This is a genomic window from Luteimonas granuli, from assembly GCF_007795095.1.
GTDB lineage: Bacteria > Pseudomonadota > Gammaproteobacteria > Xanthomonadales > Xanthomonadaceae > Luteimonas > Luteimonas granuli.
Window position 1 is genome coordinate 1,358,677 of the sequence record NZ_CP042218.1, and the last position, 14,872, is coordinate 1,373,548.

The 14,872-nt window shown below is 71.5% G+C and carries 14 protein-coding genes; 7 read left to right on the forward strand and 7 right to left on the reverse strand.

Features of this window, described 5'->3' with window-relative positions; translation table 11 throughout:
- The first annotated feature begins 71 nt into the window (after window positions 1-71).
- The 6 genes from FPZ22_RS06200 (at window position 72) to FPZ22_RS06220 (ending at window position 5,238) form a co-directional block, all read left to right on the forward strand.
- The gene (locus FPZ22_RS06200; RefSeq protein WP_168198952.1) at window positions 72-1,484 is read left to right on the forward strand and encodes an amidohydrolase; all 1,413 of its coding nucleotides are present in this window, start codon (window positions 72-74) and stop codon (window positions 1,482-1,484) included.
- The gene (locus FPZ22_RS06205; protein WP_144891377.1) at window positions 1,481-2,779 is read left to right on the forward strand and encodes an amidohydrolase family protein; all 1,299 of its coding nucleotides are present in this window, start codon (window positions 1,481-1,483) and stop codon (window positions 2,777-2,779) included. The genes FPZ22_RS06200 and FPZ22_RS06205 overlap by 4 nt, the downstream gene beginning before the upstream one ends.
- A 112-nt stretch (window positions 2,780-2,891) precedes the next feature.
- Complete coding sequence (locus FPZ22_RS13605) at window positions 2,892-3,062, forward strand: hypothetical protein (protein WP_168198953.1); 171 nt, start codon at window positions 2,892-2,894, stop codon at window positions 3,060-3,062.
- Between the two features lie 131 nt (window positions 3,063-3,193).
- Window positions 3,194-4,135, forward strand: a complete 942-nt coding sequence (locus FPZ22_RS06210; RefSeq protein WP_144891379.1) for a DegV family protein — start codon at window positions 3,194-3,196, stop codon at window positions 4,133-4,135.
- Between the two features lie 67 nt (window positions 4,136-4,202).
- Window positions 4,203-4,544, forward strand: a complete 342-nt coding sequence (locus tag FPZ22_RS06215; protein ID WP_144891381.1) for a hypothetical protein — start codon at window positions 4,203-4,205, stop codon at window positions 4,542-4,544.
- Window positions 4,534-5,238 carry an adenine nucleotide alpha hydrolase gene (locus FPZ22_RS06220; RefSeq protein WP_144891383.1) on the forward strand — a complete coding sequence of 235 codons (705 nt, stop codon included), beginning with the start codon at window positions 4,534-4,536 and terminating at the stop codon, window positions 5,236-5,238. Before FPZ22_RS06215 ends, FPZ22_RS06220 begins: the two co-directional genes overlap by 11 nt.
- Window positions 5,239-5,252: 14 nt before the next feature.
- Here FPZ22_RS06220 and fghA read toward each other — a convergent pair whose 3' ends face one another.
- From fghA to ppc, 6 genes are all read right to left on the reverse strand, one after another.
- The gene (gene fghA, locus FPZ22_RS06225) at window positions 5,253-6,083 is read right to left on the reverse strand and encodes an S-formylglutathione hydrolase (protein ID WP_144891386.1); all 831 of its coding nucleotides are present in this window, start codon (window positions 6,081-6,083) and stop codon (window positions 5,253-5,255) included.
- Window positions 6,084-6,209: 126 nt separating this feature from the next.
- Window positions 6,210-7,319: an S-(hydroxymethyl)glutathione dehydrogenase/class III alcohol dehydrogenase gene (locus FPZ22_RS06230; RefSeq protein WP_144891388.1), complete on the reverse strand. Its 1,110-nt coding sequence runs from the start codon at window positions 7,317-7,319 to the stop codon at window positions 6,210-6,212.
- 20 nt (window positions 7,320-7,339) lie between these two features.
- Window positions 7,340-7,615: a formaldehyde-responsive transcriptional repressor FrmR gene (gene frmR / locus FPZ22_RS06235; RefSeq protein ID WP_144891390.1), complete on the reverse strand. Its 276-nt coding sequence runs from the start codon at window positions 7,613-7,615 to the stop codon at window positions 7,340-7,342.
- 85 nt (window positions 7,616-7,700) lie between these two features.
- Window positions 7,701-9,446: a GGDEF domain-containing protein gene (locus FPZ22_RS06240; RefSeq protein ID WP_144891392.1), complete on the reverse strand. Its 1,746-nt coding sequence runs from the start codon at window positions 9,444-9,446 to the stop codon at window positions 7,701-7,703.
- A gap of 77 nt (window positions 9,447-9,523) precedes the next feature.
- A complete protein-coding gene (locus FPZ22_RS06245) occupies window positions 9,524-10,156 on the reverse strand; it encodes a glutathione S-transferase family protein (RefSeq protein ID WP_144891394.1) in 633 nt (210 codons plus the stop codon).
- 88 nt (window positions 10,157-10,244) lie between these two features.
- On the reverse strand, window positions 10,245-13,025 hold the full coding sequence (gene ppc, locus FPZ22_RS06250) for a phosphoenolpyruvate carboxylase (RefSeq protein WP_144891396.1): 2,781 nt from the start codon (window positions 13,023-13,025) through the stop codon (window positions 10,245-10,247).
- Window positions 13,026-13,169: 144 nt separating this feature from the next.
- Here ppc and FPZ22_RS13610 point away from each other — a divergent pair, with 144 nt between their 5' ends.
- The gene (locus FPZ22_RS13610) at window positions 13,170-13,313 is read left to right on the forward strand and encodes a hypothetical protein (RefSeq protein ID WP_168198954.1); all 144 of its coding nucleotides are present in this window, start codon (window positions 13,170-13,172) and stop codon (window positions 13,311-13,313) included.
- Window positions 13,314-13,386: 73 nt separating this feature from the next.
- Here the strand turns inward: FPZ22_RS13610 and FPZ22_RS06255 are convergent, their stop codons facing one another.
- Window positions 13,387-14,754, reverse strand: coding sequence for a glutamate--cysteine ligase (locus FPZ22_RS06255; RefSeq protein ID WP_144891398.1), 1,368 nt, complete (start codon window positions 14,752-14,754; stop codon window positions 13,387-13,389).
- Window positions 14,755-14,872 lie beyond the last annotated feature (118 nt).

Genomic DNA, 14,872 nt, shown 5'->3' on the forward strand with positions numbered 1-14,872 from the left:
CCAACCTTCCGCACATTGCCGCCGGCCCGCCGCCACGGATAGGGTGGACGATGGACCCCGGGGAGCAACTCATGAGACTGAAGACACCCGCCGCGCTCGCCGCGGCGCTCGCGATCGCGCTGGCCTCGGGCTGCGCGACCACCGGCACGGCGGGCGACCGCGCCGCCACGCCGTCCGCCGGCACTGCATCCGGCTCGCCAGGCGACGCCTATCCCGGCACCTACCAGCGCATCGCCAGTGCGCCGGTGCTGATCAGCGGCGCGACCGTGCTCGACGGCGCCGGCGCGCGCCTGGACGGCGCCGACGTGCTGATGCGCGAGGGTCGCATCGTGGCGGTGGGCCGCGGGCTCGAAGCGCCCGCCGACGCGATCCGCGTGGACGGCCGCGGCAAGTGGGTCACGCCGGGCATCGTCGACATCCACTCGCACCTGGGCGTCTACCCGAGCCCCGGCACCCGGTCGCACAGCGACGGCAACGAGATGACCTCGCCGGTCACCGCCGCGGTCTGGGCCGAGCATTCGGTGTGGCCGCAGGACCCCGGCTTCCATGCCGCGCTGGCCGGCGGCGTCACCACCCTGCAGATCCTGCCCGGCTCGGCCAACCTGGTCGGCGGCCGCGGCGTGACGCTGAAGAACGTCACCGCCACCAGCTACCAGGCGATGAAGTTCCCCGGCGCACCGCACGGCCTGAAGATGGCCTGCGGCGAGAACCCGAAGCGCGTCTACGGCCAGAAGGGCGGCCCGGCCACGCGCATGGGCAACGTGGCCGGCTACCGCAGCGCCTTCATCGACGCCGCCGACTACCGCGACAAGCGCGCCAAGGGCAATGGCGACAAGGCGGGCAAGCGCGACCTGAAGCTGGAGACGCTGGCCGCCGCGATGGACGGCGACATCCTCGTCCACATCCACTGCTATCGCGCCGACGAGATGATCACCATGCTCGACCTGGCCCAGGAGTTTGGCTTCAAGGTCGCGGCTTTCCACCACGGCGTGGAGGCCTACAAGATCGCCGACCGCCTCGGCCGCGATGGCGTCTGCGGCGCGCTCTGGGCCGACTGGTGGGGCTTCAAGATGGAAGCCTTCGACGGCATCCAGGAAAACGTGGCGATCGTCGACCGCGCCCCGGGTGGCTGCGCGATCGTGCACTCCGACTCCAGCGAGGGCATCCAGCGCCTGAACCAGGAGACGGCCAAGGTGATGGCCAACGCGCGCCGCGCCGGCATCGACATCGCGCCGGAGCGCGCCATGACCTGGCTCAGCCTCAACCCGGCGAAGGCCATGGGCATCGCCGACCAGACCGGTTCGCTCGAGGCCGGCAAGATGGCCGACGTGGTGCTCTGGAACGGCAATCCCTTCAGCTCGTACGCGCTGGCGGAGAAGGTGTGGATCGACGGCGCCGCCGTGTACGACCGCAACGATCCGGCCTTGCAGCCGCGTTCGGACTTCATGCTCGGCCGCGGCCCGGCCGCCGGAGGTGCCCGATGAACCGCCGTGGAATCGCGCTGGCCGCGCTGCTGCTGGCCGCCGCGGGCGCGCAGGCCCAGGACCTGCTGATCCGCAACGCCACCGTGCACACCGCCACCGAGCGCGGCACCCTGCAGGGCGCCGACGTGCTGGTGCGCAACGGCCGCATCGCGGCCGTCGACAGCGGCTTGGACGCCGGCGGCGCGACGGTGGTCGATGCCGAAGGCCGCCCGGTCACGCCGGCGCTGTTCGGCGGGATCACCGGCATCGGCATCGAAGAGGTCTCGGGCGAAAGCGCGACCACCGACGGCACCCTGGCGCTCGGCGCCAACGCGCACGAGATGACCGTGCGCCCGGAGTTCGACGTCACCCTGGCCTGGAACCCCGACTCGCTGCTGCTGCCGGTGGCGCGGGTGGAGGGCATCGGCTTCACCCTGCTGTCGGCCGGCACCGGCGCCGGCGGCTCGATCGTCGGCGGCCAGGGCGCGGTGATGCGTCTGGACGGCGGCGACCAGCCGGCCGGGCCGAAGCTGCTGTTCGTCGACCTTGGCAGCCGCGCCGCCAATCTGAGCGGCGGCTCGCGGGCGGCGCAGTGGATGCTGCTCGACCAGCTGGTGGACGAGGCCCGCGGGCGCATCGCCGCCGACGCGCGCGTGGCCCTGCTGACGCCGGCCGGCCGCGCCACCCTGCAGCGCCATCTCGGCGGCGATCGCCCGCTGGTGGTGGCCGTGGAGCGCGCCGCCGACATCCGCCAGCTCCTGCGCTGGTCGAAGAAGCAGGGCGTGCGTGTGGCGGTGCGCGGCGGCAGCGAAGCCTGGCGCGTCGCCGGCGAGCTCGCCGCGGCCAAGGTACCGGTGTTCGTGGACCCGCTCGACAACCTGCCCGGCGACTTCGACCGCATCCACGCCAGCCTGCGCAACGCCGCATTGCTGCGCGCGGCAGGCGTGGAGGTCGGCTTCACCCAGGCCGGCGACTCCTCGCACAATGCGCGCAAGCTGCGCCAGCTGGCCGGCAACGCCGTGGCCCACGGCCTGTCCTGGGAGGACGCGCTGGCGGGCCTGACCCGGGTGCCGGCACGCGTGTTCGGCGTCGACGGCGAGATCGGCGCCATCGCGCCGGGGCTGCGCGCCGACCTGGTGCTGTGGGACGGCGACCCGCTCGACGTCGCCAGCCTGGCCCACCGGGTGTGGTTCGACGGCCGCGCGGTGGACATGCGTTCGCGCCAGACCGAACTGCGCGACCGCTACCTGCGCGCCGAGCCCGACGCCGCCCGCGGCGAGCTGCCGCGCGCCTGGCCGGCCGCCGGCGGCCGCTGACGGCGGCTCCTTCCGCCGCCGCGGCACGGTCCGCGGCGGCGATTGACCGGGGTCAATACCCCGGCTCCGGTTCCGGCCAATGATCCTCCCCGGTCCCCTGGGGAGAACTGCAATGCATCCTGTCCTGGTCGAACTCCTTGCCCGTCCCGTGGGCTGGCTGCTGATCGCCGGCACACTGATCATGGTCGGCATCGGCATCGGCGTGCCCCTGTTCATCCGCAGCCGCGAACGGGCGGAGGCCGCCGAGGCCGCGCGCAGGGACGCGGCCGCACGACAATCCTGACGGCCGTTCGCGCCGGATCCTGATCGCCCTTCCGGACCGGAACCGGCGCTCCTCCACTCCCGGAATGTGACCGATACCGCATCTCCGTGCGAGGATCGGGGCCTGCCGGCCCGCCCTGCCAAGGAGATTCCATGCGCATCGGTCTCGTCGTCGATTCCGCCTGTGACCTGCCGGCCGGGTTCTTCGAGCGCGAACAGGTCGACATCCTGCCGATCACCGTCCGCGTCGGCGACGCGGTCCAGGTCGACCACCGGGACGAGGCGCAGACGCTCGCCTTCCTCGAGTCCCACATCGCCGAGCGCGGCGCCAGCGCCGAGACCATCCCGTTCACGCCCGAGCAGATCCGCGACCTGTTCCTCGAACGTCTGGTGGTCGACTACGACTACGTCTTCTGCATGACCATCACCGGATCGCGCAGCCCGATCTTCGCCAACGCGGAGAAGGCGAGCTACATGATCCTCAACGACTACAAGCAGCCGCGCGCGGCCGCCGGCAACAGCACGCCGTTCGCGCTGCGCGTGATCGACACCCGGAACCTGTTCTGCGCCCAGGGCATCCTGCCGGTCGAGGCCGCGCGGATGCGGGCCGCCGGCGAGCAGCCGCTGAACATCCGCACGCGCCTGGAGGAGCTCGCCCGGCACACCTACGGCTACCTGGTGCCGCGCGACCTGTACTACATCCGCAACCGCGCGCGCGCCAAGGGCGACCGCAGCATCAGCCTGCTGAGCGCCGCGCTGGGCACGGCGCTGGACATCAAGCCGGTGCTGCGCGGCTTCCGCGGCGAGACCGGCCCGGTGGCCAGGATCAAGGGCTTCGAGCCCGCGGTCGAGACGATGTTCGACTTCGCGACGCGGCGCGTGCAGGCCGGCCTGCTGACCCCGACCGTCACCCTCTGCTATGGCGGCCACCTCGACGAAATGCGCGCCCTGCCCGGCCATGAGCGCCTGCGCGACGCCTGCGCCGACCGCAACATCGAGGTGTTCGAGAGCGTGATGAGCACCACCGGCATGGTCAACGTCGGCCGGGGCGCGGTGGTGGTGGGTTTCGCCGCGGAGGAACACGCGTTCGAATGATCCCGTGCAACGAGCGGTTAACGCGCTGGTATTAAGCTTCCGCCAACGCCACGCAACGGACGCCTCCATGGCCACACGCTACTTCCTCGCCATCCCCGACCCGGCCTCTGCCCGCGCCGCCGGCGAGTACGCTTTCACCGCGCAGGGCGCCGAAGCGCTGGCGCTGGAACTGCAGGAGGCCCTGCGCACCGGACGGCTGTTCGAGCGCTGGCGCGGCGCGCAGGACGAGCCCGACGAGGTCGACCCGAAGCTGGCCGCCACCGACCCCTCGGCCCGCGTCGAAGGCGTGCAGCGCGAGCGGCGGGTGGAACTGGTGGCCACCACCACCCTGCCCGGCGACGTGTTCAAGCACCGCATGCGCCTGCTCGCCGGCAGCGCGTGGGAGCTGCGCGACGTCCGTGCCGGCTGACGGAGGCGGCGGCACGCGGCCGCGCGCGCTGCTGGCGTGGAGCGGCGGCAAGGATGCGGCCTGGGCGCTGCACGTCCTGCGCCGGCACGGCGAGGTCGACGTGGTCGGCCTGCTGACCACGATCACCGAAGGCCGGGAGCGGGTGTCGATGCAGGGCATCCGCGTCGACGTGGTGCGCGCGCAGGCCGCCGCGGCGGGGCTGCCGCTGATCGGATCGCGGATCCCGGAGGGCTGCGACAACGCCCGCTACGAGGCCGCCTTCGCGGCCGCGCTGGACGAGGCCCGTGCGCGCTGGCCGGGGATCGATGCCATCGCCTTCGGGGACCTGCTGCTGGCCGACATCCGCGCCTGGCGCGAAGCGCTGTGCGCGCGCCTTGGATGGCGCGCGCTGTTCCCGCTGTTCGGCGCCGACACCGCCGCGATCGCGCGCGACATGGTCGCCGGCGGGCTCGAGGCCGCCGTGTGCTGCGTGGACACGCAGCAGCTCGACGCCGGATTCGCCGGCCGCACGTTCGACGCCGCCTTCCTCGCCGACCTGCCCGCGGACGTGGACCCCTGCGGCGAGAACGGCGAGTTCCACACCTGCGTTTCCGCCGGGCCGATGTTCACATGGCCGCTGATGCTTCGCCGGCACGGGACGGTGATGCGGGATGAACGCTTCGTCTACACGGACTTCCGCCTGGCCGAGCGTTGATCCGTGGCAGTCGCTCAGCCCTTCAGCGCCGCCGCGTGGTGCGCGATGTGCTCGCCGATGAAGCTGGCGATGAAGTAGTAGCTGTGGTCGTAGCCGGGCTGCATACGCAGCTCCAGCGGATGGCCGGCGGCCTCGCAGGCGGCCTGCAGCAGGTGCGGGCGGAGCTGGCTCTCGAGGAATTCGTCGGCCTCGCCCTGGTCCACGAGGAGCGGCAGCCGCTCCTTCGCGGACTTCACCAGTTCGACCGCGTCATGCTGCTTCCAGGCCTCGCGGTCGTCGCCGAGGTAGGCCGACAGCGCCTTCTCGCCCCAGGGCACCTGCGAGGGCGCCACGATCGGCGAGAACGCCGACACGCTGCGGTAGCGCCCGGGATTGCGCAGGGCGATGGTCAGCGCGCCGTGGCCGCCCATCGAATGCCCGCTGATCGCGCGGCGGTCGCTGGCGGCGGGGTCGGCCTCGACCCAGGCCGGAAGCTCGTCGACGATGTAGTCGTACATGCGGTAGTGCGCCGCCCACGGCTCCTGCGTCGCGTTGACGTAGAAGCCGGCGCCCTTGCCGAGGTCGTAGCCCTCGGCGTCGGCGACGTCGTTGCCGCGCGGGCTGGTGTCCGGCGCGACGATGATGATCCCGTGCTCGGCCGCGTAGCGCTGGGCGCCGGCCTTGGTGATGAAGTTCTGCTCGGTGCAGGTCAGGCCGCTGAGCCAGTACAGCACCGGGCAGGGACCGTCGGCCGCCTGCGGCGGAAGGTACACGCCCACGGTCATGTCGCAGCCGAGCACCTCCGAGCGGTGGCGGTACACGTCCTGCCAGCCACCGAACGACGCGCGATGTTCAATCCGTTCCACAAACCACCTCCAGGATAAAAAGCTGTAGGAGCGGCTATAGCCGCGAACCGTTCTGGCGGCGAGCCGCCATCGCGGCTGTAGCCGCTCCTACAGGTGCCGGCCAGATCGGGCCGGGGCGTAGCTTGGTCAGTAACGGATCACCGTGCGGATCGACTTGCCCTCGTGCATCAGGTCGAAGGCTTCGTTGATCCGCTCCAGCGGCAGGGTGTGGGTCACGAAGGGCTCGAGCCGGATCCGGCCGGCCATCGCGTCCTCGACCATGCCCGGCAGCTCGGTGCGGCCCTTCACGCCACCGAACGCGGTGCCCATCCACTTGCGGCCGGTCACCAGCTGGAACGGACGGGTGCTGATCTCCTGGCCGGCGCCGGCCACGCCGATGATCACGCTCTGTCCCCAGCCGCGGTGCGCGCATTCCAGCGCGGCGCGCATCACTTCGACGTTGCCGATGCACTCGAAGCTGTGGTCCACGCCCCAGCCGGTCATCTCCACGATCACCTGCTGGATCGGCGTGTCGTGGTCCTTCGGGTCCACGCAGTCGGTCGCGCCCATCTCGCGCGCAAGCTCGAACTTCGACGGGTTGGTGTCGATGGCGATGATGCGGCCCGCCTTCGCCTGCTTCGCGCCCTGGATCACCGCCAGGCCGATCGCGCCGAGGCCGAACACCGCCACCGAGTCGCCTTCCTGCACCTTCGCCGTGTTGTGCACCGCACCGATGCCGGTGGTGACGCCGCAGCCGAGCAGGCAGGTGTGCTCCGGATTGGCCTCCGGGTTCACCTTCGCCAGCGAGACCTCGGCCACGACGGTGTATTCGCTGAAGGTGGAGCAACCCATGTAGTGGTACACCGGCTGCCCGTTGTAGCTGAAGCGGGTGGTGCCGTCGGGCATCACGCCCTTGCCCTGGGTGGCGCGCACGGCCACGCACAGGTTGGTCTTGCCCGATTTGCAGAACAGGCACTCGCCGCACTCGGCGGTGTAGAGCGGAATCACGTGGTCGCCGGGCTTGACGCTGGTCACGCCCTCGCCCACTTCCACCACGATGCCGGCGCCCTCATGGCCCAGCACCGCGGGAAACACGCCCTCCGGGTCCTCGCCCGACAGGGTGAAGGCGTCGGTGTGGCAGAGCGCGGTGTGGGTGATCTTCACCAGCACCTCGCCCTTCTTCGGGCCCTCGAGGTCGAGCTCGACGATCTGCAGCGGCTTGCCGGCTTCGAAGGCGACGGCGGCGCGGGTCTTCATGGTGTGGCTCCTGCGAACGGTTACTTCAGATAGGAACGGATCAGGCCGGTCATTTCGGCGACGCGCGCGGCGCGATCGTCATCGCAGTGCGCGGCCTGCCCGAACTGCTCGCGCAGGTGCGACTCCAGCACCTCGCTCATCAGCCCGTTGACCGCGCCGCGGATGGCCGCGATCTGCTGCAGCACCGGCGCACAGTCCGCGCCGGCGTCCAGCGCGCGCTCCAGCCCCTCGCACTGGCCGCGGATGCGGCGGATGCGGGCGAGGACCTTCTTCTTTTCCTCGGGGGAATGGGGCACGGAGGCGGTCCGGCTGATAGTGGGGGGTAGTATAGCCGCACGCGCCGCGATCAGCCACCGCGCCCTGCGCCCCCCTGGGCGGGACTCAGCGCTCCAGCACGTGGATCGGCTGCCCGCAGCGCTTGGCTTCGCGCTTGGCGCGAGCGGCACGGGAGGCGATCTCCTCGGCGCTGCCACGCTCGCCCGGCTCGACCCGGACCACGCCGATGGTCAGCGTGGTCAGCGGGAAGGTCGCGTAGCGGCCGCTGCGGTCCTCACCCTCGAGCACGCCGCGCTCGCGGTCCCCGGCGTCGAACAGGCCCAGCGCCGCCGCGTTGAACTCGGCCACCGCCCGCTCGCAGCGCACGCGCCAGTCATCGCTCTGCATCAGCATCACGAAGTCGTCGCCGCCGACGTGGCCGACGAAGTCCCAGCGCGGGTCCACGTGGCGCAGCAGGGTGCTTGCGACCAGCTGGATCATGCGGTCGCCGAGGAAGTAGCCGTACTGGTCGTTGTAGGGCTTGAAGTGGTTGAGATCGCCATAGCAGGCGATGAAGCCCTGGCCGGTCTCCAGCAGCCGGCCGATGTGCTCGGTGATCGGGATGTTGCCCGGAAGCTGGGTCAGCGGATTGGCGTAGCGCGCGGCGTCGATGCGCAGCTCGGTCACGCGGCGCACCAGGGCCTCGCCCGTGCCGACGCCGCGATAGCGCCCGTCCTCGGTGATGATGAAGCCGTCGTGCAGGTAGCGCTGGTCCTCGCCGAGAAGGATCTGCGACATCTCGTCCAGGCTCTGCTGCACGTCGCTCACCACCGGCGAGCTGTTCATGTGCACCGTGCAGGGCTTCCGGCCCAGCAGTTCGCGCGCGAAGGGCTGCGCCATCTGCTCGTTGAAGACGCGGCGGTTGATCAGCCCCACCGGCACCTGATGGCGGTCCACCACCGGGATCGCGCTCAGCTCCGGGTTCTGCCGGAACAGCAGTTCGGCGTCCTGGTTGGTGGCGGTGTCGCGGATGCTCGGCGCCTCGATCAGCATGTGTCCCGCCAGCACGCGGCGGAACGCCGATGGCCGGTGCGCGCGCGGCCACACCTGGATCCTCTGTCCGGCTTCGGCGCGCACCGACTCCGGGACCTCGCGCGAGATATCGGCCGAGGGCCGGCCCAGCAGATAGCCCTGCACGTAGGGGATGCCAAGGTCGCGCAGCACGCGCAGGTCCTCGATCCGCTCGAGCCCTTCGGCGATCAGCTCGGTGCCGAAGCCCTCGGCCACCTGCACCAGCGCCTTGAGGATGGTGAGCCGGCCGGGGCTGTCGGCCAGGCCCTGGACCAGGAAGCGGTCGATCTTGACGAATTCCGGCGACAGTTCGTGCCAGAGCTCGAAGTTGGAGTGGCCGTTGCCGAAGTCGTCCAGCGCCACGCGCACGCCCGCGGCGCGGAGGTAGCCGATCGCATCCGCCAGCCGGCCGCAATCATCGACGATGTCGCGCTCGGTGATCTCGATGACATAGCTGCGCAGGTCGCGCTCGCCGACCTTCAGCGCGTCCAGCACCTCGCGGGGATGCGCGCAGCCGTCCGTGATCGCGCGTGCACTGATGTTCACCAGCAGCAGCCCGCCGGCCGCGAAATCGTAGCCGGCCGCGGCGCGGCGCATGGCCTCGAGCTCCAGCACGGCCAGGCGGCCCTCGCCGCGCACATGCTCGAGCAACACCAGCGGCGAGCTGCCGTCCTCGGGGCGCATCAGCGCCTCGTGCGCGATCACGCGATGGTCGTACAGGCGCACGATCGGCTGGTAGGCCATGCCGAAGCCGGGGAACGCCGCCGCGGGCCTCGCGACGGGGGATGCGTGCGCGGTCATGCCTGCACCTGCGGACACGGGAGATCCGTGGCCGGCCATTACAGCGACCGGCTGTGACACATGCGTGTCGGGCGGGCTCAGCCCTGCGCGGGCATCAGCGCCTCGTCCTTCGCCTTCGCGCGCAGGTAGGCCTCGCGTCCGCGCAGGCGCTCGGCCCAGGCGGTGAACGCCGGCCTCTCCGGGATCGACTTGAAGGCCAGCCCGAAGTCGACCTGGCTGCCGACGTAGACGTCCGCCGCGCTGAAGCGCTCGCCCAGCAGCCAGGGCGAGGCCGACGCGGCCGCCTGCTCCAGCGTGGCCATCGTCTGGTCATAGCTCCCGTAGCCGACGAAACCCGCCTTCTCCGGCGGCGGCAACTGGCCCAGCGCGTTCGCCGTGACCGCCGCCTCGACCGGGCCCGCGGCGAAGAACATCCAGCGCAGATACGGGCCGCGCAACGGATCGTCGACCGCCGGCGCCAGGCCCGCCTGCGGGAAGGCGTCGGCCAGATAGACGCAGATCGCCGCCGCCTCGGTCACGACCACTCCGCGATGCTCCAGCGCCGGCACCTTGCCCATCGGATTGATGGCCAGGTATTCCGGGGACTTCATGCTCTTGCCGTACTCCTGCACCACGGTGCGGTACTCGACGCCGAGTTCCTCGAGCATCCAGCGCACGATCCGGCCGCGCGACATGGGGTTGGTGTGGAAGACGAGTCCGGTGTCTGTCATGGGCGTGCTCGCGGAGTCGGGGACTGACGCGCACCTTACTCCGGCCGCGGCCGCCGCGGGTGCCCGGTGGGCCCGGGACCGGTGCGGATCACCCGGTGTTCTGGATTCCCGCGGCGATCCCGTTGACCGTCGCGAACAGCGCCCGCAGCAGCCCGTCGTCCTCGCGCCCGCCCTCGCGCCAGCGTCGCAGCAGTTCGACCTGCAGCAGGCTGATCGGGTCGACGTAGGGATTGCGCAGGCGGATCGACAGGCGCAGGCGGTAGTCGCCGGCGAGCAGCTCGTCCTCGCCCTTGATCGCGAGGATGGCGTCGCGGGTGCGCGCGAACTCGGCGGCGATGCCGGGGAAGAACACGCCGTGCGCGTCGCCGGCCAGGCGCGAGTAGCATTCGAAGATGTCGAGGTCCGACTTGGCGAGCAGCATCTCGACGTCGTCGAGCATGGCGGCGAAGAAGGGCCAGTCGCGCGCCATTTCCGACATGGCCTCCAGGCCGTGCCCGTCGATCCCGCGCTGCAGCGCGTGGCCGACGCCGTACCAGCCGGTCAGGCCGGAACGGTTCTGCGACCACGAGAACACCCAGGGAATCGCGCGCAGGTTGGCGATGCCGCCCTCGCGCCGCCGCGACGGACGCGAGCCGATCTGCAGGCGTTCGATCACGTCGACCGGCGTGGCCGCGCGGAAGTAGCCGTCGAATCCCGGGTCTTCGTGCACCAGCGCCCGGTAGCAGGCACGCGAATCCGCGGCGAGCGCGTCGGCCACCGCGCGCCAGGCGCGTGCACGCGGCTCCGGCGGGCGCGGCCGCAGGCTGGCGCGCAGCACGGCACCGCTCATCTGCTCGAGGTTGCGCAGGGCCAGGGCGCGGATGCCGTACTTGCGGTGGATCACCTCGCCCTGCTCGGTCACGCGCAGGCGGCCGTCGACCGAGCCGCGCGGCGCGGCGATGATCGCGCGCTCGGTCTTGCCGCCGCCGCGGCTGACCGAACCGCCGCGGCCGTGGAAGAACACCAGGCGCACGCCGGCCCCGCGCGCCAGCCGCATCAGGTCCACCTGGGCGCGCTGCAGCGCCCAGCGCGAGGCCAGCAGGCCGCTGTCCTTGGCGCTGTCGGAGTAGCCGAGCATCACCACCTGGCGGTCGCCGCGGGCGCGCACGTGGCGGCGGTAGACGGGATCGTCGAACAGCGCGCGCATGACGCCGGCGGCGGCCTCGAGGTCGTCGACGGTCTCGAACAGGGGGGCGACGTCGAGCGGGACTTCGCCCTCTCCGTCGCCGTCTCCGCCGCCCTCGACGCAGCCCGCGATCCGCGCCAGCGCGAGCACCGCCAGCGCATCGGCGGCGCTGCGGCTCATGCTGACGATGTAGGGGCCGAAGGCATCGGCGCCGTAGCGGGCGCGCGCGGACTTCACGGTGCGGAAGACGTCGAGCGTCGGCGCGGCGGCCGTCGCATCGGGCGCGGCCGGCAGCGGTGACGCGATCAGCGCGTGCAGCCGCGCCAGCCGCTCCTCCAGCGGCCGCTCGACCCAGTCGGCGACGCCTTCGAGCTCGCCCAGCGCCGCATCGTGTGCCGCCGAGTCCTGGCGCAGGTCCAGGGCGGCCATGTGGAAGCCGAAGCTCGTGACCCGCCGCCGCAGCCGGCCCAGCGCGAAGCGGCCCGCGTGCTCCCCACGGTTGTTGGCGAGGCTGGCATCGATCAGGTCGAGGTCCGCCAGGAACTCCCGCACGTCGGCATAGGCGCCGCCGGCACGGACGCAGCCGTCGGCATCGGCGCCCTCGTCCTGCGCGGCCGTCGCCTCCAGCCGCGCCGACATCAGCTCCATCAGCTGCCGGTACGGCATGTCGGCCTGGCGCGCACGCAGCCTGGCCGCCGCCTCCGGCATCGCGTCCCGGTACTCGGCCAGGCGCGCCTCCACGACGGCATCGATGCCGGCGCGGTCGCGGGTCTGCGTCAGCACCTGCCCCAGCGCGCGCAGCTCGTCGCGGTAGAGCCCCAGCACCTGCGCCCGCTGCGCGGCCAGCGCCGCCTCGACGGTCGCGGCGCCGACGTTGGGATTGCCGTCCATGTCGCCGCCCACCCAGGTGCCGAAGCGCAGCACATCGGGCAGGGCGATGCGCTCGCCCCAGGCCGCCTCGACCGCGTCGGCGAAGACCTCGTAGAACGCCGGCAGGACCCGGAACAGCACGCCCAGGTAGTGGCCGACGTGGTCGACTTCGTCGATCACCGTCGGCTTCAGCGGCGACGCCTCGGAGGTCTGCCAGGTCGTGGCCAGCGCCTGGCGGATGCGCGCCTCGTCGCTCAGGCGCTCGTCGGGCGTGCGCGTGCGGTCGATGTCGGCCACCAGCCGTTCGACGATCACCCGCTCCTTGGCCAGCAGCGCGCGGCGCACCGCTTCAGTGGGGTGCGCCGTGAACACCGGTTCCACCCGCATCCGCGGCAGCAGCGCCCGCAATTCATCCAGCGTGACGCCCTCGGCGTGCAGCGCGCCCAGCACCGCTTCCAGGCCGCCCGGCTGCGGACCCTCCTCGCCGCGCTGGTGGTCGCGGCGGCGGCGGATGCGGTGCACGCGCTCGGCCAGGTTGATCGCACCGAACCAGGCCGAGAAGGCGCGCACCAGCGCGTCCGCGTTCTCCGGCGACACCCGCGCCAGTTCCGCGGCCAGTCCATCGACCGGCTCTCCGTGCTCGCGCCGCGCGATCGCCGCCCGGCGCACGGCTTCCACCCGCTCCAGCAGCGCCGGCGAGACCTGCTCGGCGAGCATGTCGCCCACCATCGCGCCCAGACGGCGCACGTCGTCGCGCAACAGGGCGTCGGTTTCCGCGAAGTCGAGCGGTTCGCGCAATGACGGGGCGGATGCCGTGCCGGGGATATCGTTCATGTCCGCAGCCTACAACGGGTATTCACCAAAATGACCGCGCGCAGCGCCGCAAAATCCTGCCGGAAAATTCACGCGCGTTGAATCGCGAAAGGCGCCTCCTGTCGGTGCCGGATAACGGCTCGACTTTGCATTGGAGATATCGAAATGCCGACCCAGAAGACCCCTGGCACCCAGGACCAGCAAGGCAAGCACGCGCCCAGCCAGCAGGAAGGCAAACAGCACCAGCAAGGACAGCAGGGACAGCAGGGACAGCGCCAGGACCAGCAGAAACGCGACGAACGCCGCTAGGCGTCACTCCACGGCAACACAGCGCCCCCTTCGCGGGGGCGTTTCGCTGTCCGCCATCGCCGTGCGCCGCGCGTCAGTATGCGAACTCGCGGAACACCCGGTCGATGTCGCCGCCCCACTCGCCGTGGTACAGCGCCAGCTTGCGCTCGGCCGGGGTCTCGTTGGCCTCGGCGAACTCGATCAGCGGGTCGAGGAAGTGGCACTCGTCCTGGCCCTGGTCGTTGCGGCGGTCGCGGCGCGCGAGGCCGGCCGCGGAGATCTCCAGCGCGCGCAGGGCGAGGTCGCGCACGGTGCCGCCGCGGAACGGCAGCTTGAGCGCGTGCTTCGGCACCCCGTCGCGCAGGGCGTGGCGCTCGGCCAGCGTGAAGTCCTTCACCAGGTCCCAGGCGGCGTCCAGCGAGGCGTCGTCGTACAGCAGGCCGACCCAAAAGGCGGGCAGCGCGCAGATCCTGTTCCACGGCCCGCCGTCGGCGCCGCGCATCTCCAGGAACTTCTTCAGCCGCACCTCGGGGAAGGCGGTGGTCATGTGGTCGGTCCAGTCGGTGAGCGTGGGCAGCTCGCCGGGCAGCGCGGGCAGCCTGCCTTCCATGAAGTCGCGGAACGACTGGCCGCTGGCATCGTGGTAGGTGCCGCCGCGGTGCACGAAGTACATCGGCACGTCGAGCATGTAGTCGACGTAGCGCTCGAAGCCGAAGCCGTCCTCGAACACGAAGTCGAGCATGCCGGTGCGGTCGGGATCGGTGTCGGTCCAGATGTGCGAGCGGTAGCTGAGGAAGCCGTTGGGCCGGCCTTCGGTGAACGGCGAGTCGGCGAACAGCGCGGTCGCGATCGGCTGCAGCGCCAGCGACGCGCGGAACTTCTTCACCATGTCGGCTTCGCTGCCGAAGTCCAGGTTGACCTGCACCGTGCAGGTGCGCGTCATCATGTCCAGGCCCAGGCCGCCGACCTTCGGCATGTAGGCGCGCATGATCCGGTAGCGGTCCTTCGGCATCCACGGCATGTCCGCGCGCGCCCACTTGGGCTGGAAGCCCATGCCGAGGAAGCCCAGTCGCAGGTCGTCGGCGATGGTCTTGAGCTCGAACAGGTGGCTGCCGACCTCGCGGCAGGTGTCGTGGATCGTTTCCAGCGGCGCGCCCGAAAGTTCCAGCTGGCCCGCGGGCTCGAGCGTGACCGAGGCGGCGTCCTTGGACAGCGCGATCACCTGCCCGTGCTCCTCCACGCGCTCCCAGCCGTAGCGGGTCAGGCCCTCGAGCAGCGCCCCGATGCCGCGCTCGCCCTCCCAGGCGGGTGGCCGCAGGTCGTCCAGGCGGAAGCCGAACTTCTCGTGCTCCGTGCCGATGCGCCAGGCGTCCGGCGGCTTCGGGCCGGTGGCGAGATAGGCGACGAGTTCGTCGCGCGAGCGGAGTGGAGCCTCGGGCGGGGTCGGTTCTGGGCTGGTCACGTGGTGCACTCGTCGACGCTTGTGGGGCAAGGCGACCGGTGACAGCCCGGCGCTGGAATGCGTCACTATATCGCGTGCCCCGCGACCTTCCGCCGACAGCGGCGGATCGCAGCATCGC

Coding starts and splice junctions, on each gene's coding strand:
- FPZ22_RS06240 (WP_144891392.1), bottom strand. CDS start 9,446: ATGACCGCGCACGCATCCCCCGTCGCGAGGCCCGCGGCGGCGTTCCCC.
- FPZ22_RS06245 (WP_144891394.1), bottom strand. CDS start 10,156: ATGACAGACACCGGACTCGTCTTCCACACCAACCCCATGTCGCGCGGC.
- FPZ22_RS06205 (WP_144891377.1), top strand. CDS start 1,481: ATGAACCGCCGTGGAATCGCGCTGGCCGCGCTGCTGCTGGCCGCCGCG.
- FPZ22_RS13610 (WP_168198954.1), top strand. CDS start 13,170: ATGCCGACCCAGAAGACCCCTGGCACCCAGGACCAGCAAGGCAAGCAC.
- ppc (WP_144891396.1), bottom strand. CDS start 13,025: ATGAACGATATCCCCGGCACGGCATCCGCCCCGTCATTGCGCGAACCG.
- FPZ22_RS06200 (WP_168198952.1), top strand. CDS start 72: ATGAGACTGAAGACACCCGCCGCGCTCGCCGCGGCGCTCGCGATCGCG.
- FPZ22_RS06210 (WP_144891379.1), top strand. CDS start 3,194: ATGCGCATCGGTCTCGTCGTCGATTCCGCCTGTGACCTGCCGGCCGGG.
- FPZ22_RS06230 (WP_144891388.1), bottom strand. CDS start 7,319: ATGAAGACCCGCGCCGCCGTCGCCTTCGAAGCCGGCAAGCCGCTGCAG.
- FPZ22_RS13605 (WP_168198953.1), top strand. CDS start 2,892: ATGCATCCTGTCCTGGTCGAACTCCTTGCCCGTCCCGTGGGCTGGCTG.
- FPZ22_RS06215 (WP_144891381.1), top strand. CDS start 4,203: ATGGCCACACGCTACTTCCTCGCCATCCCCGACCCGGCCTCTGCCCGC.